This window comes from Bradyrhizobium sp. BR14999, assembly GCF_056106085.1.
The window spans coordinates 4754377-4777377 of record NZ_CM148536.1; the positions used below are offsets into that span (position 1 = coordinate 4754377).

Annotated in this window: 21 protein-coding genes; 15 read left to right on the forward strand and 6 right to left on the reverse strand. The window is 64.6% G+C overall.

From position 1 onward, the window contains the following. The first annotated feature begins 1 nt into the window (after position 1). From ACR9YP_RS22085 to ACR9YP_RS22135, 11 genes are all read left to right on the forward strand, one after another. Positions 2–754: a pyridoxine 5'-phosphate synthase gene (locus ACR9YP_RS22085; protein ID WP_370985893.1), complete on the forward strand. Its 753-nt coding sequence runs from the start codon at positions 2–4 to the stop codon at positions 752–754. Further along, positions 751–1170: a holo-ACP synthase gene (gene acpS / locus ACR9YP_RS22090; RefSeq protein WP_474217059.1), complete on the forward strand. Its 420-nt coding sequence runs from the start codon at positions 751–753 to the stop codon at positions 1168–1170. Before ACR9YP_RS22085 ends, acpS begins: the two co-directional genes overlap by 4 nt. Positions 1171–1419: 249 nt before the next feature. Next, on the forward strand, positions 1420–2184 hold the full coding sequence (gene lepB, locus ACR9YP_RS22095; protein WP_091893218.1) for a signal peptidase I: 765 nt from the start codon (positions 1420–1422) through the stop codon (positions 2182–2184). Further along, positions 2181–3002, forward strand: a complete 822-nt coding sequence (rnc, locus tag ACR9YP_RS22100) for a ribonuclease III (RefSeq protein WP_474217060.1) — start codon at positions 2181–2183, stop codon at positions 3000–3002. Before lepB ends, rnc begins: the two co-directional genes overlap by 4 nt. Further along, positions 2992–3918: a GTPase Era gene (gene era, locus ACR9YP_RS22105; protein ID WP_474217061.1), complete on the forward strand. Its 927-nt coding sequence runs from the start codon at positions 2992–2994 to the stop codon at positions 3916–3918. Before rnc ends, era begins: the two co-directional genes overlap by 11 nt. 21 nt (positions 3919–3939) lie before the next feature. Beyond that, positions 3940–4320 (forward strand): hypothetical protein, encoded by a 381-nt coding sequence (locus tag ACR9YP_RS22110; RefSeq protein ID WP_474217062.1) that lies wholly within the window; start codon positions 3940–3942, stop codon positions 4318–4320. Positions 4321–4460: 140 nt separating this feature from the next. After that, positions 4461–5213 (forward strand): DNA repair protein RecO, encoded by a 753-nt coding sequence (gene recO / locus ACR9YP_RS22115; RefSeq protein ID WP_370985897.1) that lies wholly within the window; start codon positions 4461–4463, stop codon positions 5211–5213. 100 nt (positions 5214–5313) lie between these two features. Then, on the forward strand, positions 5314–5598 hold the full coding sequence (locus ACR9YP_RS22120) for a hypothetical protein (RefSeq protein WP_474217063.1): 285 nt from the start codon (positions 5314–5316) through the stop codon (positions 5596–5598). A 61-nt stretch (positions 5599–5659) separates the two neighbouring features. Continuing rightward, positions 5660–7918 (forward strand): DNA topoisomerase IV subunit A, encoded by a 2259-nt coding sequence (parC, locus tag ACR9YP_RS22125; RefSeq protein ID WP_091893230.1) that lies wholly within the window; start codon positions 5660–5662, stop codon positions 7916–7918. Positions 7919–9094: 1176 nt separating this feature from the next. After that, positions 9095–9520 carry a YybH family protein gene (locus ACR9YP_RS22130; protein WP_438107796.1) on the forward strand — a complete coding sequence of 142 codons (426 nt, stop codon included), beginning with the start codon at positions 9095–9097 and terminating at the stop codon, positions 9518–9520. Between the two features lie 301 nt (positions 9521–9821). Beyond that, positions 9822–11228, forward strand: a complete 1407-nt coding sequence (locus ACR9YP_RS22135; RefSeq protein WP_474217064.1) for an FAD-dependent oxidoreductase — start codon at positions 9822–9824, stop codon at positions 11226–11228. Positions 11229–11314: 86 nt separating this feature from the next. On the opposite strand, the gene chrA is transcribed toward ACR9YP_RS22135, so the two are convergent. After that, complete coding sequence (gene chrA / locus ACR9YP_RS22140) at positions 11315–12700, reverse strand: chromate efflux transporter (RefSeq protein WP_474217065.1); 1386 nt, start codon at positions 12698–12700, stop codon at positions 11315–11317. Then, positions 12700–13518, reverse strand: coding sequence for a chromate resistance protein ChrB domain-containing protein (locus tag ACR9YP_RS22145; RefSeq protein ID WP_438107798.1), 819 nt, complete (start codon positions 13516–13518; stop codon positions 12700–12702). Before ACR9YP_RS22145 ends, chrA begins: the two co-directional genes overlap by 1 nt. A gap of 197 nt (positions 13519–13715) precedes the next feature. Between ACR9YP_RS22145 and dmeF the strand changes: the two genes are divergently transcribed. Together dmeF and ACR9YP_RS22155 are read left to right on the forward strand one after the other, a co-directional pair. Beyond that, positions 13716–14702 carry a CDF family Co(II)/Ni(II) efflux transporter DmeF gene (gene dmeF, locus ACR9YP_RS22150; RefSeq protein ID WP_474217066.1) on the forward strand — a complete coding sequence of 329 codons (987 nt, stop codon included), beginning with the start codon at positions 13716–13718 and terminating at the stop codon, positions 14700–14702. A gap of 79 nt (positions 14703–14781) precedes the next feature. Beyond that, positions 14782–15612: an N-acyl homoserine lactonase family protein gene (locus ACR9YP_RS22155; protein ID WP_474217067.1), complete on the forward strand. Its 831-nt coding sequence runs from the start codon at positions 14782–14784 to the stop codon at positions 15610–15612. Between the two features lie 55 nt (positions 15613–15667). On the opposite strand, the gene ACR9YP_RS22160 is transcribed toward ACR9YP_RS22155, so the two are convergent. Then, a complete protein-coding gene (locus ACR9YP_RS22160; protein WP_474221102.1) occupies positions 15668–16825 on the reverse strand; it encodes an MFS transporter in 1158 nt (385 codons plus the stop codon). Between the two features lie 172 nt (positions 16826–16997). Here ACR9YP_RS22160 and ACR9YP_RS22165 point away from each other — a divergent pair, with 172 nt between their 5' ends. Beyond that, complete coding sequence (locus tag ACR9YP_RS22165; RefSeq protein WP_474217069.1) at positions 16998–18257, forward strand: adenylate/guanylate cyclase domain-containing protein; 1260 nt, start codon at positions 16998–17000, stop codon at positions 18255–18257. A gap of 161 nt (positions 18258–18418) precedes the next feature. Here the strand turns inward: ACR9YP_RS22165 and ACR9YP_RS22170 are convergent, their stop codons facing one another. Beyond that, positions 18419–19663: an MFS transporter gene (locus ACR9YP_RS22170; RefSeq protein ID WP_474217070.1), complete on the reverse strand. Its 1245-nt coding sequence runs from the start codon at positions 19661–19663 to the stop codon at positions 18419–18421. 170 nt (positions 19664–19833) lie between these two features. Between ACR9YP_RS22170 and ACR9YP_RS22175 the strand changes: the two genes are divergently transcribed. Further along, positions 19834–21186, forward strand: coding sequence for an Nramp family divalent metal transporter (locus ACR9YP_RS22175; RefSeq protein ID WP_474217071.1), 1353 nt, complete (start codon positions 19834–19836; stop codon positions 21184–21186). 130 nt (positions 21187–21316) lie between these two features. On the opposite strand, the gene ACR9YP_RS22180 is transcribed toward ACR9YP_RS22175, so the two are convergent. Beyond that, positions 21317–22093 (reverse strand): arginyltransferase, encoded by a 777-nt coding sequence (locus ACR9YP_RS22180; protein WP_474217072.1) that lies wholly within the window; start codon positions 22091–22093, stop codon positions 21317–21319. A gap of 114 nt (positions 22094–22207) precedes the next feature. Further along, a complete protein-coding gene (locus tag ACR9YP_RS22185) occupies positions 22208–22747 on the reverse strand; it encodes an RDD family protein (RefSeq protein WP_438107803.1) in 540 nt (179 codons plus the stop codon). Between the last annotated feature and the right edge of the window lie 254 nt (positions 22748–23001).

Here is a 23001-nt window from a genome sequence, read left to right on the forward strand (position 1 = left end):
AATGCCCGCACTTCCGCTCCGCCTCGGCGTCAATGTCGACCATGTCGCAACCCTGCGTAACGCGCGCGGTGGGCGCAATCCTGATCCGGTCCGCGCCGCACTGCTGGCGATCGAGGCCGGCGCCGACGGCATCACGGCGCATTTGCGCGAGGATCGCCGGCACATCCGCGACGAGGACATGGCGCGGCTGAAGGCCGAGATCTCCAAGCCGCTCAATTTCGAGATGGCGGCGACCGACGACATGATGCGCATCTCGCTCGCCACCAAGCCGCATGCGGTGTGCCTCGTGCCGGAGCGCCGGCAGGAGGTGACAACCGAGGGCGGGTTGGATGTCGTCGGCCAGCACAATGCGCTCGCGCCCTACATCGCGCGGCTCAACGATGCCGGCATCCGGGTGTCGCTGTTCATCGCCGCCGACCCCGCGCAGATCGAGATGGCGGCACAGCTGCGCGCGCCTGTCATCGAGATCCACACCGGCGCCTGGTGCGACGCCGTCGTCGATGGCCACACCGACAAGGCCGAAGCCGAATGGCAGCGGATCGTGGCGGGGGCGAAGCTGGCCAAGGCTGCCGGGCTGGAGGTCCATGCCGGACACGGGCTCGACTATGCGACGGCGGAGACGATCGCGGCCCTGCCGGAGATCATGGAACTCAATATCGGCTACTACATGATCGGAGAGGCGCTGTTCGTGGGTCTGGCCGAGACCGTGCGCAACATGCGCACGGCGATGGACCGCGGCCGGAGCCGGGCATGATCATCGGCATCGGCTCGGATCTGATCGACATCACCCGCGTCGCCAAGGTGATCGAGCGCCACGGCGAGCGCTTCCTCGACCGCATCTTCACCGTGGCCGAGCGGGCCAAGGCGGAGCGGCGGGCCAAGAACGAGAAGATGGTGGTGGCGACCTACGCCAAGCGTTTTGCCGCCAAGGAGGCCTGCTCCAAGGCGCTCGGCACGGGCATCAGGCGCGGCGTCTGGTGGCGTGACATGGGGGTGGTCAACCTGCCGGGGGGACGGCCGACCATGCAACTGACCGGCGGCGCCTTGGCCCGGCTTCAGGCCCTGACGCCGGAGGGTTTCGAGGCGCGGATCGATGTTTCGATCACCGACGACTGGCCGCTCGCGCAGGCCTTCGTCATCATTTCCGCCGTCCCGCCGGCCAAGTCCTGACAGGATCCGGTAAATCTCATAATTCGTTTGAAATACCAACGTCTTATGCAATTTTGATGCGATCCTTGATTGCGTGGTCTCCGACAACGGTCTAAAAGTCCGCCGACGCAAATCAGGCTGGGTGAATTCGGCTTTACGCCGGAATTGGCCCTCACTATCAGAATCAGGACAATCTCCTTGGGCCGCGAACCGATGGGCTGTTCGCGGGAGGAGGGCGCTCTGTGACCGCCGGCCGGAATTGAGAGAGCAATGAGCGTGACTTCGGGAACGAAAACTGAGAGCGGCGTCGGCGAAACGATCCGGGTCGTGATCCACGCTCTGCTGATCGCGCTGGTGATCCGCACGTTCCTGTTCCAGCCGTTCAACATCCCGTCCGGCTCGATGAAGGCGACGCTGCTGGTCGGCGACTATCTGTTCGTCTCGAAATATTCCTACGGCTATAGCCACTATTCGATCCCGTTCTCCCCGCCGCTGTTCTCCGGGCGGATCTGGAGTTCGGATCCGAACCGCGGCGACATCGTCGTGTTTCGCCTGCCCAAGGACGATTCCACCGACTACATCAAGCGCGTGATCGGCCTTCCCGGCGACCGCATCCAGATGCGGGATGGTCTGCTCTACATCAACGACACCCCGGTCGAGCGGCAGCGCATGAGCGAGTTCGTTGGCGAGGATCCCTGCGGCTCCGAAGGCGGCGGCATCTCCCGGGTGAAGCGCTGGAAGGAGACGCTGCCGAACGGCGTGTCCTACGAGACGCTGGACTGCGCCGACAACGGCTACATGGACAACACCAACGTCTACACGGTGCCGCAGGGCCACTTCTTCATGATGGGCGACAACCGCGACAACTCGACCGACAGCCGCTTCCTCGGCCAAGTCGGTTATGTGCCGCAGGAGAATTTGATCGGCCGCGCCCAGATGATCTTCTTCTCCATCGCCGAAGGCGAGCATGCCTGGATGTTCTGGCGCTGGCCGTGGGCGGTGCGCTGGAATCGTTTCTTCAAAATCGTTCGATGAAAGACGAAGCCAAGGACATCGCGACCCCACCGACGGAGGCGCAAGGCGCCCCTGATGGCGAAGCTGCGACCAAAACGCCGGCGAAAAAGAAGCGGTCGCGAAGCAGCAAGGCCAAAGGCACTGATGCGAACGCGGCGCTCGAGGCGCGCATCGGCCACAGCTTCACTGATCCGAACCTCCTGATGCAGGCGATCACGCATGTCTCGGCGCTGAAGTCCGGGCGCAAGCGCGGCGACAGCTATCAGCGACTGGAATTCCTCGGCGACCACGTGCTCGGGCTGGTCGTCTCCGACATGCTCTACCACGCCTTCCCGAACGCCGACGAGGGCGAGCTATCGAAGCGGCTTGCCGAGCTCGTGCGCAAGGAGAGCTGCGCCGACGTTGCAAAATCGCTCGGCCTCGTCGACGACATCAAGCTCGGCTCGGTCGGCCCCAGCGCCGACGCCCGTCTGCGCAAGAGCGTGCTCGGGGACATCTGCGAGGCCGTGATCGGCGCCATCTTCCTCGACGGCGGCCATGCGGCGGCAGCCGAGTTCGTCAGGCGCAACTGGACCGAGCGCATGCATAAGCCGCGCCGTCCCTTGCGCGACCCCAAGACTGTGCTTCAGGAATGGGCGCAGGGGAAGGGGCTGCCGACCCCGGTCTACCGCGAGGTCGAGCGCACCGGCCCGCACCACGATCCGCAGTTCCGCGTCGCGGTGGACCTGCCGGGATTGGCCCCGGCCGAAGGCATCGGCGGCAGCAAGCGCGCGGCAGAGAAGGTGGCAGCTTCGGTGATGATCGAACGCGAAGGCGTCGGCGGCGGCAATGACGGCTGAAGCAAGCGGCGAGACGCCCACCGCGACGCGCTGCGGCTTCGTTGCGCTGATCGGCGCGCCGAATGTCGGCAAGTCCACCCTGGTCAACGCGCTGGTCGGCGCCAAGGTCACGATCGTCTCGCGCAAGGTGCAGACCACGCGCGCGCTGATTCGCGGCATCGTGATCGAGAACAACGCGCAAATCATCCTGGTCGACACGCCCGGCATCTTCCTGCCCAAGCGTCGGCTCGACCGCGCCATGGTCTCGACCGCCTGGAGCGGGGCGCACGATGCCGACCTCGTCTGTGTGCTGCTCGATGCCAAGACAGGTATCGACGAGGAGGCCGAGGCGATCCTCGCCAAGGCGGCCAGCGTCAACCACGAGAAGATCCTGGTGATCAACAAGGTCGATCTGGTCCAGCGCGAGAAGCTGCTGGCGCTGGCGCAGGCCGCCAACGAGCGTATGAAGTTCGCGAAGACCTTCATGATTGCGGCGATCTCGGGCGACGGCGTCGACGACATCCGCACGACGCTGGCCGAAATGGTGCCGCCAGGCCCATTCCTCTATCCCGAGGACCAGATGTCGGACGCGCCGATGCGGCAGCTCGCGGCCGAGATCACGCGCGAAAAAATCTATCAGAAGCTGCACCAGGAATTGCCCTACCAGTCCACGGTCGAGACCGACAAGTGGGAGGAGCGCAAGGACAAGTCGGTGCGCATCGAGCAGACGATCTTCGTCGAGCGCGAAAGCCAGCGCAAGATCGTGCTCGGCAAGGGCGGCGCCACCATCAAGTCGATCGGCGCGGACTCGCGCAAGGAGCTGATGCAGATCCTGGACGTGCCGGTGCATCTGTTCCTGTTCGTCAAGGTGCGCGAGAACTGGGGCGACGATCCCGATCGCTATCGCGAGATGGGGCTGGACTTCCCCAAGGAATAGCCAAGAAAAGATCGGTATCCGATGAGCGTGCCCAGCAACGTCCGGCGCTTCGAAGCGCTGCTCTATGCATCGTTGATGCTGGATGCCCTGTCGGTCGCGGTGCAGGACCGCACGCCCAATGCCGAGATGACCGAGCAGATGATCATGACGGCGACGCTGCTCGCCGGCGGCATGATCCTGCTGCTGGTCTATTTCGTTTGGCTCGCTGCGCATTGGCGCAAGAACTGGCCGCGCTGGGTGCTGGCGGCAGCCCTGGTGCTGTCGGTGATCTCGCTCGGCCAGATCATCGGCGAGAAGGGCATGCAGCTCGACAGCGCCATCGAAGTCGTCTCCTGCGCGCTGACCACGATGGGACTGTATTTCTCCTTCACCGGGGATGCGCAGGGCTGGTTCAACGCGTGAAGTTTCACGCGGTGCCGTAGAGTGGGCAAAGGCGCGCCCTTGCGCGCCGTGCCCACCAAGTTTGGCCATCGATCAAAATCGGTGGGCACGCTTCGCTTTGCCCACCCTACGGCCCCTCGAATGGGCTACACTTCCTTCCCATGGAATGGATCGACGAAGGCATCGTGCTGGGCGTGCGGCGGCATGGCGAGTCGAGCGCCATCGTCGAGCTGTTGACGCGCGCGCATGGCCGCCATCTCGGTCTCGTCCGCGGCGGCGCCGGCTCGCGGATGCGGCCGCTTTTGCAGCCGGGGAACAGTGTCAGTGCGGTGTGGCGGGCGCGGCTCGACGAGCATCTCGGCACCTATGCGATCGAGGGATTGAAGCTGCGCGCAGCGACGCTGCTGGCATCGTCGCACGGGGTCTACGGCGTCACCCATCTGGCCTCGATTGCGCGGCTGCTGCCGGAGCGCGATCCGCATGAGGCGATCTTTGCGCTGCTCGAACATTCGCTCGACGATTTCGACGATATCGGCGGCGCCGCCGTGCACGTCATTCATTTCGAGCTGGCGATGCTCGCCGAGCTCGGCTTTGGGCTCGCGCTGGAAAATTGTGCGGTGACCGGGGAGACCACGGACCTGATCTATGTCTCGCCCAAATCCGGCGGCGCGGTGTCGCGCGGCGCCGGCGAGCCGTGGCGCGACCGGCTGCTGCGCCTGCCGCCATTCCTGCGCCAGGGCGAGGTGCAGACCGATCTCACGGAGCAGGATCTCCTGGACGGTTTTCGGCTCACCGGTCTGTTCCTGCTGCGCCACGTTCTGGAGCCGCGCGGCCAGGGCCATTCCGACGCGCGCGCCGGCTTCATCAACGCCTTGATGCGGCAGCAGGCGAGGGCGGCAATCCCGGCGCCATGATGAAATCGCGATTCTGCCTTGCCAGCCAGCATAGATTTCCCGGGAACCAAATCGGGCCGGCCCGAATTGGCTCGCGGGTTCCACAATGGGGACAGCCTAAATGTTGATCAGGGGATTCGCCTTATCCGCGGCGCTGCTCGCGTTTGCGCCTGATGCAATGGCCGGCGAGCCGCAACCTGGCGTATTTCGCCGGGCGTCCTGCACGGTCGTCCGGTACTATGTGGCCAAATATTCCGCTGCGGCCGCAGAGGCATGGGCACGCTCCCACGGCGCGACCGAGGCCGAAATCGACGCCGCCCGCCGCTGTGTGACCAATGCGCCGCCGGTCCAAGCCCCTGGCCAAGCCAAGACCCAGCCTGTCACAGCCGGCTGGGCCGGCCAGTAGGCCGCCCCCAGCGAACCAATCGATCCTTGCCCGATTCGCTTCCACGGTTTAACCGGGCGGCATGGGAAAACGAATCGTTCCGCCGGAAGAACCGGCCGAAATTCACGAGGTGCCGCTGCGTGACGCGCTGGAAGAGCGCTATCTCGCCTATGCGCTCTCCACCATCATGCACCGTGCGCTGCCGGACGCACGCGACGGCCTGAAGCCGGTGCACCGGCGCATCCTCTACGGCATGCGCCTGCTCCGCCTCGATCCCGGTACGGCCTTCAAGAAATCCGCAAAGATCGTCGGCGACGTGATGGGCTCGTTCCATCCGCATGGCGACCAGGCGATCTACGACGCCATGGTGCGCCTTGCGCAGGATTTCTCCTCGCGCTACCCGCTGGTCGACGGCCAGGGCAATTTCGGCAATATCGACGGCGATAATCCCGCCGCCTACCGCTACACCGAAGCGCGCATGACCGACGTCGCGCGGCTTCTGCTCGAGGGCATCGACGAGGACGGCGTCGAATTCCGCGCCAATTACGACGGCCAGTCCAAAGAGCCGATCGTGCTGCCGGGCGGCTTCCCTAATCTGCTCGCCAACGGCGCGCAAGGAATCGCGGTCGGCATGGCGACCTCGATCCCGCCGCACAACGCCGCCGAGCTTTGCGATGCCGCGCTGCACCTGATCGAGAAGCCCGACGCGAAATCCAAGGCGCTGCTGAAATGGGTCAAGGGCCCGGATTTCCCGACTGGCGGTATCTGCGTCGATTCCAAGCAGGCGATTGCGGAGGCTTACACCACGGGCCGCGGCTCGTTCCGTGTCCGTGCCAAGTGGCAGCAGGAGGAGGGTGCGCGCGGCACCTGGGTGGTTGTCGTCACCGAGATTCCGTATCTGGTGCAGAAGTCGCGGATGGTCGAGAAGATCGCCGAGCTGCTCGACCAGAAGAAGCTGCCGCTGGTCGGCGACATCAGGGACGAGTCCGCTGAAGACGTCCGCCTCGTCATCGAGCCGAAGTCGAAGAACGTCGATCCCGCCCTGATGATGGAATCGCTGTTCCGGCTGACCGAGCTCGAAAGCAAGATTCCGCTGAACCTCAACGTGCTGATCAAGGGCCGCATTCCCAAGGTCGTGGGGCTCGCGGAGTGCTTGCGCGAATGGCTCGATCATCTGCGCGACGTGCTGATCCGCCGTAGCAACTACCGCAAGGCGCAGATCGAGCACCGGCTGGAAGTCCTTGGCGGTCATCTCGTCGCCTATCTGAACCTCGACAAGGTGATCAAGATCATCCGCACCGAGGACGAGCCGAAGCCGGCCCTGATCAAGGCGTTCAAGCTCACCGAGATCCAGGCGGAGGCCATCCTCAATATGCGTTTGCGCAATCTGCGCAGGCTCGAGGAAATGGAGATCCGCAACGAGGACAGGGATCTCCGCAAGGAGCTAAAGGGCATCGAAGGCGTGCTCGCCTCCGAAGCCGAGCAGTGGAAGAAGGTCGGCGAGCAGGTCGGCAAGGTCCGTGACATGTTCGGACCGAAGACGCCGCTCGGCAAGCGCCGTACCACCTTCGCCGACGCGCCCGAGCACGATCTCGCCGCGATCGAGGAGGCCTTCGTCGAGCGCGAGCCGGTCACCGTCGTCGTCTCCGACAAGGGCTGGATCCGCACCATGAAGGGCCATGTCGAGGATCTCTCCGGGCTTGCCTTCAAGCAGGACGACAAGCTCGGCTTCGCCTTCTTCGCCGAGACGACCTCGAAGCTGCTGCTGTTCGCCACCAACGGCAAGTTCTACTCGCTCGACGTGGCCAAACTTCCGGGCGGCCGCGGCCATGGTGAGCCGATCCGCCTGTTCATCGACCTCGAGCAGGAGGCGGCGCCCGTTGCGCTGTTCGTCAACAAGGGCGGACGCAAATTCCTGGTCGCGAGCCACGAGGGGCAGGGCTTCGTCGTCAACGAGGACGATTGCGTCGGCACCACCAAGAAGGGCAAGCAGGTCCTCAACGTCGATATGCCGAACGAGGCGCGTGCGATCACCGAGGTGCTTGGCGACACCGTCGCGGTCATCGGCGACAACCGCAAGATGCTGATCTTCCCGCTCGACCAGGTGCCGGAGATGGCCCGCGGCCGCGGCGTCCGCTTGCAGAAATACAAGGACGGCGGCCTCTCCGACGTTGCGGTCTTCGACGCCAAGGCGGGCCTGACTTGGAAGGACTCCGCGGGTCGCGAATTCTCGGCGACCATGAAGGAGCTCGCCGAGTGGCAAGGCACCCGCGCCGATGCTGGCCGCCTGCCGCCGAAGGGTTTTCCGAAGTCGAACAAGTTCGGGCGGGTGATCGGGTAGGGCGGTCCCGTGTCCCGGACGCGCTGCAAACGCTTTTCGCGTTGCTGCGCAGAGCCGGGACCCACGCTGCACGGATTGCTCGGAGATATGGGCCCCGGCTCTGCAGCGCACCGCACGATGCTTCGCATCGCCGGGGGCGCTGCACTGCGTCCGGGGCAAGAGAGAGTATTGTGCGCACCTTTCTCCACACCGTCATTGCGAGCGTAGCGAAGCAATCCAGGATCTTTCCGCGGAAAGACTCTGGATTGCTTCGTCGCAAGGGCTCCTCGCAATGACGGAGCAAGCGGCGAGGCCATTGCTCTCCAATTCACATTTCAAATAGCGCGCGAGCGTTCGCATTCCCGCGGCGCATGTCGCCCGAGTTTTGCTCCAGGTGCACCCTCGAAAAAGACGAGGGCGCAGGGAAGGCCGGGCGCCGGCTGGCACCCGCAGGTCCGTGCGCTGTAGAAATGCACACGGGGTGGACCACAGGTGATGCCGGTCGCCCGGCCTTCCCTGCGCGAATGGTTTTAACGGTGTCCTTCGTGCTCTCCCCGGGGAGCGATGCACTATTGCCCCCGTCGCCCTGCGGATGGCTGATGTGCGGACCCGGTTGGGCCGCGGGCATCACCGCAGGACTTGACGCACAGACCCCGGGCGTCAGGACCACACGACTTCTCCGTCCGCGCACGTCTTCGCTGGGAATCCGAGGGGTGGCGTGTGCTCGCCCCCGAAGCCATGCGAAGACGCTGTCAGCGTCGTGTCGTCGGCGCGAAGCGATTGCTCACAGCCGAAGCCGCCCTGCAGTGCCTGTTACGCCCGACGCCGTCGCGTCCATCGCTGCCCGGCCTGCGGTTCGTGACGATCGCGATCCGCCCCTTGTCTCAGGTCAGGGTGTTTCGCTTGTACGTCAAATCCGAATTTCGGTAAAGTGGAATATTTTGCAAGGTGAGGCTTGACAGGCGGATGGTGGGTGTGTCGCGGCTGTTTTGCCGGACGGGCAACGGCCGACGGGGGCGTGGTGACGAGCTTTGCCTTGAGGACGGGCACTCCACGCCGCACTTACTTCGTCAATATTTCTTACAGTAGTTCCCCGGAGTTGCTGTTTCGTCAAACACGGTCTGGGATGCGGCATTGCATGCTCTGTGGAGCAACAGCCGCGCTGCATTCGAATCGTACATTGAGTTGGAGACGATCATGCGCAACATCGTATTGGTGATGGCATTCGTGATCTCGCTGTCGACTCCGGCTTTGGCTCAGAAGCCCGAGATTGAAGCGATCAACAGCAAATTTGTCGAATTTTTCAACAAGGGCGATTTCCCCGGCATTGCGTCGCTTTATAGCGCTGATGCGATCGCTTTGCCGCCCGGTTCTTCGATGGTGCGGGGCCGAGTAGCCATCGAAGTCATGTGGAAAAGCATGGCGGAACAAGTCGGCGACCCGAAGCTCACAACTGTTGATGTGAAGGCGCTCGGTCCTTTGGCGGCACGCGAGATCGGCACGTTTGCTCTAAAGACCAAAGGGGCGACACCGCAGGAAGTGACTGGGAAGTACGTCGTTGTTTGGGAAAAGGTCGGAAATGACTGGAAGCTCGCCACCGACATATGGAACGAGGGCAAGTAGGCCGGCGGCGTACATGTCTGTTGTTGACCCATCAGCGAAGTGGCGACGGTTCTCATTGAGGTCCGTTTGGTGGGGCATAGCAGACGAGATTTGCTCACGCTGACATCACGGACCTATGGGCGTCACCTGTGACATCTGGCTCCGAAGGCAGGCTGAGGAGGGCTTTGAACCTCCCGTTCGCTACATCGACCTATATCTTGAAGAACCATGCGCATATGAGGCTCGTCGTCGTTTCGCCGGGAGGAGACGATGACGATTCAGCGCGACTTCTGCGGTCGGCCGAACTCTAGGGGGAGAACGGATGAGCAAAATCCTGATTTGCGGCGGAGGCGTGATTGGATTGTGCACAGCGATGATGCTTGGTCGCGATGGCCACCGAGTCACAGTTCTAGAGGCTGACCCGGCCGATCAACCCGCAGCGCCCGCCGAGGGATGGAATTCGTGGGAACGTCCGGGAGTTGCCCAATTCAGGCAACCTCATAACCTCAGTTCGCGATTTCGGATGATCAGCGATCAGGAATTGCCGGGGTTGACTGATGGTCTGCTTCGAGCCGGTTGCGTTTGGGTGGACTATCTGGACAGTCGATCTCTTCCCCCAGCCATAACGGATCGGACGCCGCGTCCGGGCGACGAGGCCATACGCTTCGTCACCGGTCGGAGGCCCATTATTGAATGCGCCGTGGCTGCAATGGCGCAAGTGGCACCTAACGTGACCATTCGTCGGGGCACCAAGGTTCGCGAACTGATCACGGGCGCTTCGGCCGTCCGAGATGTGCCGCACGTTGCAGGGGTACGCACGACATCTGGCGAAGAGATTCGCGCTGATCTGGTAATCGACGCCATGGGACGACGAAGCGCGGCCTGCGATTGGATCATCAGCGCGGGTGCCCGTAGCCCGATCGAGGAATGCGAAGATAGCAACTTCGCTTATTTTACGCGGTATTTCTCGGGGCAACAGCGGCCTCGCAGGACGGGACGTGCACTCACGTCGATGGGCTTGTTTTCGATCCTTACCCTGGACGGGGACAATGACACCTGGTCGATCACCTTGTATACCTCGTCGAAGAACAAGGCGATGCGAGCCTTGCGCGATACGGCGACATTCCATCGCGTCGTCTCCGCATGTCCGCGGCAAGCCCATTGGCTCGACGGCGAGCCAGTAACGCCCGTCCTTCTGATGACGGGAGTTGTCGACCGATACCGGCGGTTTGTCGTCGATGGTCGGCCGGTCGTCACGGGATTCGCCGCTGTAGGTGATGCATGGGCGTGCACCAATCCGTCCGCCGGACGCGGCTTGAGCGTCGGCCTTCTGCACGCGCAGGTGCTCCGTAATGTTGCGCGCCGACACATCGACGATCCCGGAGCTTTCTCCCGGGAATACGACGCTGACACCGAAAGCCAAGTCGGTCCGTTTTATCGAAATCAGATCGCCGCGGACCGCGTTCGGATCGCCGAAATGACGGCTCTGGAAGAGGGCATGCCGATGCCCGCGCCCAACCCAGTCATGGCCAAGCTTCTGGTGGCATCATCCCAAGACGCAGACGTGCTCCGTGGCATGATCGAAATCGCAATGTGCCTTGCGCTGCCTCAGGACGTCATCGCTAGACCGCATGTAGCCGCAAAACTGGCCGAGTTAGACGGCTGTCAATTGCCGCAAGACCCCAACATCGTCGATCGACAACGGATGGCAGCGCTACTGGATGGCTGATCCTAGCGAAGCCAGCCACACTTCCGCGCGTGGTCATGGGGAGCATCGCTCGGCGCGAAACATTCGTTTCTCTTGCTAACCATGCCCTAGATCACCCCCGCCAGCCGCAGCGCCACGCCGGCGGCGCTGCTGCCCGCAAGCACCGTGAGCATGCCGAGCTTGAAGCGGAAGATCGCGGTGGCGGCCGCGATCGACAGCACCAGCGCCGGAATATCGACGCTCGTCAGCACCGGCCTGTCGAAGTCGAATGAAGACGCGTGCACCGGCACGGTCTCGCGGAACAGCGTGTGTAGCGCGAACCAGATCGAGAGGTTCAGGATCACGCCGACCACCGCGGCGGTGATCGCGCTGAGTGCGCCTGCCAATCCCGTATTGCCGCGCAGGCGCTCGATATAGGGCGCGCCGACGAAGATCCAGAGGAAGCAGGGCGTGAAGGTGACCCAGGTCGCGAGCAGTCCGCCGAACGTTGCCGCCAGCATCGGCGACAGGCCGCTTGGGTCGCGATAGGCCGCCATGAAGCCGACGAACTGGAGCACCATGATCAGCGGGCCCGGGGTGGTCTCGGCCATGCCGAGGCCGTCCAGCATCTCGTGCGGCTTCAGCCAGTGATATTGCTCGACCGCCTGCTGCGCGACATAGGCCAGCACGGCATATGCGCCGCCGAAGGTGACCAGCGACATTTTTGAGAAAAAGAGCGCGATCTGGCTGAAGACGTTGTCCTGACCGAAGGCCGCGAGCAGCGCCACGACTGGCACGAGCCAGAGCGCAAGCCACAACGCACCGACACGGATCGCGCGCCCGGTGTTGGGACGAACGTGCTCGGGCACGGCTTCGCCGAGCATGCTGTCGATCGCAGCGTTGTTGCCGCCATGGCCGTGACCGGCCGGCGCGAATTCCGGACGGCCACTTCTGGCGCCGGCATAGCCGATGATGCCGGCAGCGATGATGATGATCGGGAAAGGCACCGCGAGGAAGAAGATCGCGATGAAGGCCGCGGCCGCGAGCGCGATCATGATGCGGTTCTTCAGCGCGCGCTTGCCGACGCGCACCACAGCCTCGACGACGATGGCGAGCACGGCGGCTTTCAGCCCGAAGAACAGCGCCTCGACGAAGCTGACATTGCCGTAGGCGGCGTAGACGTAGCTGAGGCCCATGATGGCGATGATGCCGGGCAGGATGAACAGCCCGCCCGCCATCAGCCCGCCGGCGGTGCGATGCATCAGCCAGCCCACATAGGTCGCCAGCTGCTGCGCCTCCGGTCCCGGCAGCAGCATGCAGTAGTTCAGCGCATGCAGGAAACGGCCTTCGGAGATCCACTTCTTCTCCTCGACCAGGATACGATGCATCACCGCGATCTGGCCCGCGGGCCCACCGAAGCTCAAGGACGCGACGCGGAGCCAGACGCGAAAGGCCTCATTGAAGCTGACGCCGTGACCGGCGCCAGCTCCTGCTTGAAGGTTACGGGTATCCATTATGCCTTCACCTTGTTGGTCGGCCAGTTGTGGGTCTCGGCCGTGGCATCGCGGCACCAGCGGTAGAAGGCGTCGTAGAGCACCATGCCGGCCTCGAGCTGTTCGAGGTCGTCGTCATACATGCGCGACAGTCCGAGCGAGGCCGCGAGCAGGCCCGGCGCCTCCGGCGCAAGATCAGGCCGCGCGGTGTCGGCGCCGCGCACCAGCGTCGCGAGCCGGAGCAGGGCTGGCGAGGCGATCCCGAACTCCTCGATCATGACGTCGAAGGTGCAGAGCTCGCCGCGGTGGCTCCAGAACACGTTCTCGATGTCGAAGGGAGCTGCATTGAACCGCTCGCCGACGCCGACCACTTCGGACGGTGTCACATACAGGAACACCGCGTTGGGATCGACAAAGCGGCGGATCAGCCAGGGGCAGGCAATGCGGTCGATCTTCGGCCGCGCCCGCGTGACCCAGACGGTGCGCCCCCTCGCATCGCGCGGCGGCAGCTTGCGCGTGTCGAGCAGCGGCAGCTTGGCTGCCTTCCAGCCCTCGAAGCCGCCGTCCAGCGTCTCGGCCTGGACGCCGAGCTGGCGCAGCCAGGCCGCCGTGCCCTGTGCGAGCTTTTCGCCGCGCAGGCACGCGACGATCGCCCGGCGGCCGGCGAAGTCGCGGCCCCAGTCCTGGACCTTGTCGTGGCTGAGCTTGATCGAGCCGGGGATCAGCCGCTGATCAGCGGCAAAATCCTCCTCGGTCCTGACGTCGATGAGTACAGGGGCATTGGCCGTGCCAATCAGGCGCGCCAATTTGTCGGATGATATGGTCGTGAAAGTAGACATGATGCGTCCTCGCAAAAACCGAACGGGACGCGATACTTGGGCATGTCGCCTCGTGGGGAGATCGCTCAAATCCCCATGGCGCGGATTACAGCGAAACTAAGCAGGACTGTCAATCCACTGGACGATTGGGCCTTAGAAAATCGGACCCCGGCGGTCTATACTGCGCGCCGACAGACCTGAATTTTCTGGAGAATTCGATGCACTCGCACTCCATCGAGCAATGGACCCACGATCACGCCTTCCTCGGCGACAAGCACGAGGAGAACGAGCGGCGCACCTGGCTCGTGGTCGTCCTGACGCTGGTCATGATGGTCGGTGAGATCGTCGCCGGCTCGCTGTTCGGTTCCATGGCGCTGCTCGCCGACGGCTGGCACATGGGAACGCATGCGGCCGCGCTCGGCATTGCGGCGTTCGCGTACCGCTTCGCGCGCCGGCACCTGGGAAATGCGCATTTCACCTTCGGCACCGGTAAGTTCGGCGATCTCGCCGCCTTCTCCAGCGCGATCATCCTGGGTCTGATCGCGGTCGAGATCGCCTATGAGAGCGTGCTGCGGCTGATCGCGCCGGTGCCGATCGTCTTTGGCGAGGCGATCGCGGTCGCTGCGCTCGGCCTGTGCGTCAACCTCGCCAGCGCGTGGCTTTTGCGCGGCAGCCACGATCACCACCATCATGGCCATGATCACGGCCATGGCCACGTGCATGATGATCACGACGATCATGGCCACGACCACGATCATCATGGCCATCACCACCATCATCATCACGACAACAATCTTCGTGCTGCCTATGTGCATGTCATGGCGGACGCGGCGACCTCGGTGCTGGCGATCGCAGCACTCGTCGTCGCGATGTATTCAGGCTGGGTCTGGGCCGATCCAGCCGTCGGCCTGATCGGCAGCGCTGTGATCGCGAGCTGGGCGTTCGGCCTGATCAAGTCATCAGGTGCGGTGCTGCTCGACGTGCGCGCCGACGAGAAGCTGGAGCGGGTGATCCGGGCGCGCATGGAGATCGGCGACGACCGCGTCACCGATCTGCATCTCTGGCAGGTCGGCCCCGGCCATTGTGCCGTGCTGCTCTCGGTGGTGTCGGACCAGCCGAAGCAGCCGGCCGTCTACAAACGGCGACTGGCCGGGCTGAAGGGCCTCAGCCACGTCACGGTCGAGGTCGAGACCTGCCCGCATTGACGTGTTTTACGGGAATTCCGCGAACGGGCCGGGGTTGATCCTCGGTCGTGGCCTGCATGGCTGTACGGGAGGAACAACAATGATGCCCAGGATGAAGTTCGCGCTCGCCATTGCTGCACTCGCTCTGTCCAGCCCTTCAGCGCTGGCACAATCGGAAAAGACCGGCGTCGAAAGGCTCTACGTGCTGAATTGCGGGGAGGGCACCGCGGGCGACATCTCGCGCTGGACGCCCGGCCTGAACGAAGGCAAGACGATGGACTTCGTCGACACCTGCTATCTCATCAAGCACGCCAAGGGCTGGTTCCTGTGGGACACCGGCATTGCCGATTCCGTCGCCGCGATGCCGAATGGTCTCGTGCCCGCCGATCCCAAAGCCGTCACCTGGCGCCGGCCGAAGACGCTTGCCGCGCAGCTCGAGCAGCTCGGCGTCAAGCCCGCCGACATCAAGGCGATGGCGGTTTCGCACACGCATCCCGATCACACCGGCAATGTCGAGCTGTTCCCGCAGGCCACGCTCTATGTGCAGAAGGCCGAATATGATTGGCCCGCCGCCAATAACGAGCCGCGCTTCAAGCCGTCACATCCGGTCGAACTGCTGGCAGGCGACAAGGACGTGTTCGGCGACGGCAGCATGACGATCCTGTCGACGCCCGGCCACACGCCGGGGCACCAGTCGCTGCTGGTGAAATTGCCGAAGACCGGCGCGGTGATCCTGTCGGGCGATGCCGTGCACTTCAAAGACAATTGGGACAACCGCCGCGTGCCCAGCATGAACGTCAGCAAGGACCAGACCGCGGCCTCGATGCAGAAGATCGCCGACACGCTCGCCAAGGAAAAAGCCCAGCTCTGGATCAACCACGACAAGGCCCAGCGCGACAGCCAGAAGATGGCGCCGGAGTTTTACGACTGAGATCCGGATCTGGTGTCTTCGGTCATCGCTGCTTGCGCGAGAAGTTGTGGCGCGGTCAATCCGGGCGGCGCTCCGGGCGGATCAGGAACAGGGCCGCCAACGCCGAGAGGCTGAGCGCGGATGAGACGATCAGCACCTTGGCGCCCATGACGTCGATCAGCAGACCGAAGGCGAGCGGCGCCACCGCCTGCGCCATTCGCGCCGGCGCGCCGATGATGCCGAGACGGTAGCCAAAGTCCTTCGGCCCGAAGATCGCGAGCGGCAGCGTGCCGCGCGCGATCGTCAGGATGCCATTGCCCGAGCCGTGGAACAGCGCAAACGCGCTCGCCGCAGCGCCGCCGAAGATTGCGACGATCACAGCGCCGATCGGATGGGTGAGGCAGGCGAGCCGCGTCGACCACAGCGGATGGAAACGGCTGAGGACGCCGGCTTCGAGGATACGTGCGCCGACCTGGGCCGGGCCGATCAGCGCGCCGGCCGCGATGGCCTCGACCGGCGTTGCGCCCGTCGTCTCCAGGATGCGCGGGAAATGCGCGGCCATCGCGCCGGTGACGGTCCAGACCGCGGCGAAGATGAAGGCGAGCAGGATCATGGTGCGGTCGAGCGGCAGGTGCGGCTTCTCGGCGGTCGCTGCGGCCTGCCTGGCGCCCTTGATCGCCGGAAGCATGAAGAAGTTGAGAGGCAGGCCGATCAGGATGTTGGCGGCGGCCCAGGCAAAGCAGGTCTCGCGCCAGCCGATATGGGACAGCCCCCAGGCGGTGAGCGGCCAGCCGACCGTGGAGGCGAAGCCCGCCATCAGCGTGATGCCGGTGATGGGCCTGCGCGCCTCGGTGCCATAGATGCGGCCGAGCGCGGCGAAGGCGGCGTCATAGAGGCCCATCGCCATGCCGATGCCGAGCACGAGCCAGGCGATCCCCATCACCGCCACCGACTGCGAGAGGCCGAGCAGGACGAGGCCGGCGGCGATGGTCAGGTTCGAGGCTGACAGCACCTGCCGTCCGCCGACGAGATCGATCTGCCGCCCGATGCGCGGGCCGAGCATCGCCGCGATCACGAGCGAAGCCGAGAACGCGCCAAAGATCCAGTTGGAAGAGACGCCGAGGTCGTGCGCCATGGGATCGGCGAGCAGCGCCGGCAGATAATAGCTGGAAGCCCAGGCCAGGGTCTGCGTGGTGCCGAGCGCCAGGATGATCGGAAGCTGGCGCCGGGTCATTCGCGCGTGCTTCCGATTCTGGCCGACAAAGTCATCATCGCCGGCATTTGCAGCCCGCGCGGCGGAAGCGTCAACCGCGGCGGCGGCATATTCGACCTGCAAGGGACGGGAGCCTGGCGTCACGTCGGCCCTCGCGCCTTTCGCTCGTCACGAATGCGCGTCATAATGGCATATGCAAGTAACTTCGCGCCTTTCACTGATGAACTGGGTCGCCGGCCAGGGGCTAACGGGCCTCCCTGAACCCGAGCTGCTCCGCGGTTTCTGCGAGCGCTGCTGCGCCGAAGGGCTCGACCTGTCGCGCGGGCTCGTGGTCATCGACACGCTGCATCCGATCTACGAGGGCCGCGCGTTTCGCTGGAGCGATACGCCAACCAACGAGAGCGACGTCATCGAATACGGTTCGACCGCGGAGGGCGACGCCGCCAAGAACTGGCGTCGGTCGGTGTTCTATCATCTGCTCGAGCACGGGCACGACGAGATGGTGATCGATCTTGCCGATGCCCCGTCGCTCGATTTCTCGCAGATCGGCGATCTCGCCGAAAAGGGCCATCGGCATTTTCTTGCTTTCGTGCATCGATTCGGCGAGACCGGCGCGCTCGGACAGATGGACTGTCTCTACTCCTACTGGACGACGCGGCGCGAGCACGGCTTTACGGAATCCGAGCTGGTCGCGCTGCGCGACCTCGTCCCCGTTCTTGGTCTCGCGATCAAGTCGGCGCAGCAGGTCGACATCGTGCGCACGCTCGGCCGCGTCTATCTCGGCCGCGACGCTTCCGAGCAAGTGCTCCGCGGGCGCATCTCGCGCGGCGTTACCGAGCGCATCAACGCCGTGCTCTGGTATTCGGACCTGCGCGGCTCGACCGGGATCAGCGAGAGCATCGGTCCCGACGAGATCATTCCGTTCCTCAACGACTATGCGCAGGCCGTGATCGACGCCATCCACGATGCTGGCGGTGACGTCCTCAAGCTGATCGGCGACGGTGTGCTCGCGATGTTCTGGGGCGAGGATATGGCGGATGCGCGTCGGGCCGCGCTGCGCGCCGAGCATCTGTTTCGCAAGAACATCACTGACTTGAACAAGCGCCGCGCGGCCGACGGCCGTCCCACCACGTCGGCCTATATCGGCCTGCATGTCGGCGAGGTCTTCTACGGCAATATCGGCAGCGAGGACCGGCTCGATTTCACCGTGGTCGGCCCGACCGTCAACGAGGTCAGCCGCATCGCCTCGATGAGCCGCTCGGTCGATCGCGAACTGCTGGCGTCGTCGGAGTTTTACAAGGGTCTCGACGCCACTGGGCGCCGCTATCTCGTCTCCACCGGCCGCTACGCCCTGCGCGGCATCGGCCGCGCGCAGGATCTCTACACGCTCGATCCAGACGTCGATGCCAGCGAGCCCGTGACGGGAAGCTACGAGCGGTATCTGGCGGGTTGATCTTCGATGTCGTCCCGGCGAAGGCCGGGACCCATACCCCCAGGGAGAAGTTGCGGCACGAGCTAGTAACCACGAGTCTTCGCCAAACTACTCTCTGTGGTTATGGGTCCCGGCCTTCGCCGGGACGACGGAGATTGTTGCTGCGCTATGCTCTCAATCAGCTAACACCGCGCCGGCGCCTCATCGCCCACCATGTCCGGCTGCCGGTCCAGTGCCACCGCCGGTGACAGCAGGATCACCAGCGCCTGCACGCCGAACACGGCGGCGGCGAGATAGAGGCAGGCTTCCGCGCTCCAGATGCCGCCGACGATTGCACCCAGCGCCGAGCCGAGCGGGCGGGCGCCATAGCTCATGATGTTGATGGCGGAGACGCGTCCCAGCAGGCGCGGCGGTGTCACCGACTGGCGCAGTGTCGTGGTCGAGATCACCCACAGGATCGGCCCGACGCCCAGCAGGAAGAAGCTCAAGGCCGCAAGCCAGGGCGAGGGGACCAGCACCGTCAGTGCCATCACGAGTGCGGCGACGAAGCCGGTGACGGGCCCGAGCCCGACCACGGTGCCGAACGCGACGCGCTGCATCACGCGCGTCGCGACCAGCGCGCCGATCACCATGCCGACGCCGTACATCGTCAGCACGGTGCCAACGCCGGCGGCGGTCAGGCCGAGATGGCGCACGGCATAGGGCACGAACACCGCGATCTGCACGAACCATCCGGTGTTGAAGATGAACTGGGTGATGAACACCGGCCGCAGCAGCGGATGGTGAAACACGAAGGCCGCGCCTTCGCGGATGTCCTGGAACGGGTGGCGCTGCGGCGCTGGCGCGCGGGCAGGCTCGTAGATGCCGGCGAGCAGCACCACCGCGACGGCCGAGAGTGCCGCGGCAAAGCCGAAGGCTGGGCTCGCGCCCCACCAGCCCACCAGCGCGCCGCCGAGCGCAGGGCCGCTCGCAAAGGCGATGGTGCGCGCGAGCTCGATCCGCGCATTCGCCGCCGGCAACAGGTCCGAGCTCACCAGCGACGGCACCAGCGCCGGCGCGGCCACGCTGTAGACGACAGTGCCGCACACCGCAGCGAAGCCGAGCAACGCCAGCAGCGGCAAATTGAGCGCGCCCAGCGCCAGCAACAGCACGATGGCTGCGAGTGCGGCGGCCCGCAACGCCTCGGCTCCCGCCATCAGCCAGCGGCGGGAGATGCGGTCGGCGAGCACGCCGGCGGGAATGGCGAACAGGACGAAGGGCAGGGTGAGGGCGGTCTGTAGCAGGCCGGTCCGCCCCTCAGCGACCCCCAACGTCAGCACGGCGACGATGGGCGCTGCGGCCAGTGCGATCTGCTCGGCCGATTGCGCCGCAAGGTTCGACCAGGCGAGGCGGTTGAAGGTGTCAGGGAGGCGAGGAGGCGTTGACATGGCTCATATCCTGCAGAGGCGAATTTGCGCCAATGTTCGCCCGTGAGGACCACCGAACCCACCCGCTTCCCGACAAGAGGCGAGATTGCCACGGCCACGCCAGGAACCGGTGCGGCTAGATGCAGTTGCAAATGAGTTGCAATAAGAACCAAGTCGGGTATTCTGCCAGCATGGATGCCCGATCACCCCACCTGACCCCCGACGCAGCCGGCTGGCGTGCCGACGCGCCGATCACCAAGAGCCTCGCCGAGGTCAATTCCACCGTCGCCATTCCGGCCGCCGGCCGCTGGTGGCGGCGGCTGCTTGCCTTCGTCGGTCCGGGCTACCTCGTCTCGGTCGGGTACATGGATCCCGGCAATTGGGCGACCGACCTCGCCGGCGGATCGAAGTTCGGTTACACGCTGCTCTCGGTCATCCTGCTCTCGAATTTGATGGCGATCCTGCTGCAGTCGCTGGCGGCGCGGCTCGGCATCGTCACCGACCGCGACCTCGCGCAGGCGTGCCGCGCCACCTATTCGCCGGCGGTGAACTTCCTGCTCTGGCTCGCCTGCGAGGCGGCGATCATCGCCTGCGATCTCGCCGAGGTCATCGGCACCGCGATCGCGCTGAAGCTCCTGTTTGGCATTCCGCTGATCGGCGGCGCGCTGCTCGCAGCGCTGGACGCCTTCCTGCTGCTGCTTCTGATGAACCGCGGCTTCCGCTTCCTCGAAGCCTTCGTCATCGCGCTGCTGGTGGTGATCGCGGTCTGCTTCGTGGTCCAGATCGCGGCTGCGGCTCCGCCGGTCGCGGAGGTGCTGCACGGCTTTGTGCCGAAGACCGAGATCTTCACCAATTCCGAGATGCTCTACATCGCGATCGGCATCATCGGTGCGACCGTGATGCCGCATAATCTCTACCTGCATTCCTCGATCGTGCAGACGCGCGCCTATGAGCGCAACGACACCGGCCGGCGCGAGGCGATCAAATGGGCGACGACGGACTCGACCATCGCCCTGATGCTGGCGCTGTTCATCAACGCCGCGATCCTCGTCGTGGCAGCTGCGACATTCCACAAGAGCGGCCATTCCGATGTCGCCGAGATCGGGCAGGCCTTCGAGCTCTTGTCGCCGCTGCTCGGCCTCGGCATCGCCTCGACGCTGTTCGCAGTGGCGCTGCTGGCCTCCGGCCTCAACTCGACGGTCACGGCGACGCTCGCCGGCCAGATCGTGATGGAGGGCTTTCTCGACCTGCGTCTGCCGAGCTGGGCGCGCCGCCTGCTCACGCGCGGCATCGCCATCATTCCCGTGATCATCGTCACCGCGATCTATGGCGAGCGCGGCACGGCCGATTTGCTGGTGTTCAGCCAGGTCGTGCTGTCGATGCAGCTGCCCTTCGCCGTCATCCCGCTGGTCCGCTTCGTCTCCGACCGCCGCAAGATGGGGCAGTTCGCGATCCCGGTCTCGGTCGCCGCCGTCGCATGGATCGTCGCGGGCGTGATCGTGGTTTTGAACGTGAAGCTGCTGGCGGATACGCTGTTTGGGTGATGTAGCCGCAATGTTTTCTGTCATCGCCCGGTTTAAACCGGGCGATCCAGTATTCCAGAGACCGTTGTGATTGAGTTGAGAAGCCGCGGCGTGCTGGATGCCCCCGGTCAAGCCGGGGCATGACAGTGAGTTAATCCTGCGGCTCGGACGCTGTATCCCCGTGCGCGTCGATGCGCAGCCAGCCTGAGGGCGCGAGGCGCTGCTGCGGCAGGAAGCGGGCCTTGTAGTCCATCTTCTTGGAGCCCTCGATCCAGTAGCCGAGATAGACGTAAGGCAGGCCCTGACGCCGCGCGCGAGCGATGTGGTCGAGAATCATGAAGGTGCCCATCGAGCGGCTGACCTGGCTCGGCTCGAAGAACGAATAGACCATCGACAGGCCATCGCTGAGCACATCGGTCAGCGCCACGGCGATCAGCTCTTCGCCGCGGCCGGTGAGGCCGCTGTCCGGGCCGCGCTTGCGGTACTCGATGATGCGGGTCTCGACATGGCTGTCCTCGACCATCATGGCGTAGTCGAGCACGGTCATGTCGGCCATGCCGCCGTGGCGGTGGCGGGCGTCGAGATAGGCGCGGAACACCGAATATTGCTCGGAGGTGGGCACCGCGCTGCGCTGCTCGCCGATGATGTCGGCGTTGCGCGCCAGCACTTTTCGGAAGTTGCGGGAGGGCCGGAACTCGTTGGCGATGACCCGGACCGAGACGCAAGCGCGGCACTGATCGCAGGCCGGCCGGTAGGCAATCGACTGGCTGCGGCGGAAGCCGCCATGGGTCAGGAGGTCGTTGAGGTCACCGGCGCGCTCACCTACGAGGTGCGTAAACACCTTGCGCTCATGTCGGCCCGGCAGATAGGGGCACGGGGAAGGCGCCGTGAGGTAAAATTGAGGGGTATCGCGCGAGTGCTGGGTCAAGGGACGTCGTGGGCCTCCGAACTGTATCTCAGCATCGCGCTACGGACGCTCCCGGTCAATTGGCCTGCTCGGCAGATCAGTCAGTCTAGAAGGTCCGGGTTGACAGGTCGTTGATCAGTACATCCTTGCGGCCTGGGGCGCGGGTACGCGAACCGAATTGTTGATCACGACCGTTCCCAGCACGAAATCGTGCAACAGGCGACGGCGGCCGTTGAACAGGCCGACCAGCACCACGAAGGGTGACAGGAACGAGATCGTCACCCAGAACAGCACGGCATGGGTGGCGCCGAGGACGAAGTAACCGGGCGCGCCGTACCAGGTGCGCAGTTCCAGATCCATCACGCGCATGCCCACTGTTGCGGAGGAAGGGCCGCCGATGCTGGCACCGTAATACACGATGGCCCAGACCACCGAGGCCGGCCAGGCGATCCAGAACAGCGCCCAGCCGATGCCGAGCGTCACCACGCCGAACAGGGCGATGAAGATGTAGCCGAGGATCACCGGCACCGAGATCACGACCATGTCGATCAGGAAGGCGAACACCCGCCGCGTTGCAACGCCGCGGAACAGTTCCGGATGCAGATAGGGGTCGTAGGCGTGCGGCTGCATCCCGCCGTCGTTGCGCCAGGCGCCTGAATTGCCCGAGTCCGACATGTCCGTTTCTCCCAGCGAACCCCCATGGCGGGACATGGGAACAGGTCGTCCGCATGCCAAGGGCGCGCTGGGATCAACAAGCGAAAATATTCCGGCGATTCCGCGGCTGTTGCGAGCGGCGAGTTATCAATCGCAGTGTCGTCCTGGACCCATTAACGCAGGCAGGAGGGATTGCGGCGAAATGCCACTACGAGTCCTCGTCAAACGGAAGCTGGTGGGTATGGGTCCTGGCTTTCGCCAGGACGACGAGGAGG

Excerpts from the sequence above, each read along its gene's own strand:
- era (WP_474217061.1), top strand. The coding sequence starts at position 2,992 with ATGACGGCTGAAGCAAGCGGCGAGACGCCCACCGCGACGCGCTGCGGC.
- ACR9YP_RS22165 (WP_474217069.1), top strand. The coding sequence starts at position 16,998 with ATGCAAGTAACTTCGCGCCTTTCACTGATGAACTGGGTCGCCGGCCAG.
- ACR9YP_RS22135 (WP_474217064.1), top strand. The coding sequence starts at position 9,822 with ATGAGCAAAATCCTGATTTGCGGCGGAGGCGTGATTGGATTGTGCACA.
- ACR9YP_RS22130 (WP_438107796.1), top strand. The coding sequence starts at position 9,095 with ATGCGCAACATCGTATTGGTGATGGCATTCGTGATCTCGCTGTCGACT.
- parC (WP_091893230.1), top strand. The coding sequence starts at position 5,660 with ATGGGAAAACGAATCGTTCCGCCGGAAGAACCGGCCGAAATTCACGAG.
- ACR9YP_RS22145 (WP_438107798.1), bottom strand. The coding sequence starts at position 13,518 with ATGTCTACTTTCACGACCATATCATCCGACAAATTGGCGCGCCTGATT.
- ACR9YP_RS22155 (WP_474217067.1), top strand. The coding sequence starts at position 14,782 with ATGATGCCCAGGATGAAGTTCGCGCTCGCCATTGCTGCACTCGCTCTG.
- lepB (WP_091893218.1), top strand. The coding sequence starts at position 1,420 with ATGAGCGTGACTTCGGGAACGAAAACTGAGAGCGGCGTCGGCGAAACG.
- recO (WP_370985897.1), top strand. The coding sequence starts at position 4,461 with ATGGAATGGATCGACGAAGGCATCGTGCTGGGCGTGCGGCGGCATGGC.
- ACR9YP_RS22160 (WP_474221102.1), bottom strand. The coding sequence starts at position 16,825 with ATGACCCGGCGCCAGCTTCCGATCATCCTGGCGCTCGGCACCACGCAG.
- ACR9YP_RS22120 (WP_474217063.1), top strand. The coding sequence starts at position 5,314 with ATGTTGATCAGGGGATTCGCCTTATCCGCGGCGCTGCTCGCGTTTGCG.
- ACR9YP_RS22175 (WP_474217071.1), top strand. The coding sequence starts at position 19,834 with ATGGATGCCCGATCACCCCACCTGACCCCCGACGCAGCCGGCTGGCGT.
- dmeF (WP_474217066.1), top strand. The coding sequence starts at position 13,716 with ATGCACTCGCACTCCATCGAGCAATGGACCCACGATCACGCCTTCCTC.
- acpS (WP_474217059.1), top strand. The coding sequence starts at position 751 with ATGATCATCGGCATCGGCTCGGATCTGATCGACATCACCCGCGTCGCC.
- ACR9YP_RS22085 (WP_370985893.1), top strand. The coding sequence starts at position 2 with ATGCCCGCACTTCCGCTCCGCCTCGGCGTCAATGTCGACCATGTCGCA.
- ACR9YP_RS22185 (WP_438107803.1), bottom strand. The coding sequence starts at position 22,747 with ATGTCGGACTCGGGCAATTCAGGCGCCTGGCGCAACGACGGCGGGATG.
- ACR9YP_RS22170 (WP_474217070.1), bottom strand. The coding sequence starts at position 19,663 with ATGTCAACGCCTCCTCGCCTCCCTGACACCTTCAACCGCCTCGCCTGG.
- ACR9YP_RS22110 (WP_474217062.1), top strand. The coding sequence starts at position 3,940 with ATGAGCGTGCCCAGCAACGTCCGGCGCTTCGAAGCGCTGCTCTATGCA.
- chrA (WP_474217065.1), bottom strand. The coding sequence starts at position 12,700 with ATGGATACCCGTAACCTTCAAGCAGGAGCTGGCGCCGGTCACGGCGTC.
- rnc (WP_474217060.1), top strand. The coding sequence starts at position 2,181 with ATGAAAGACGAAGCCAAGGACATCGCGACCCCACCGACGGAGGCGCAA.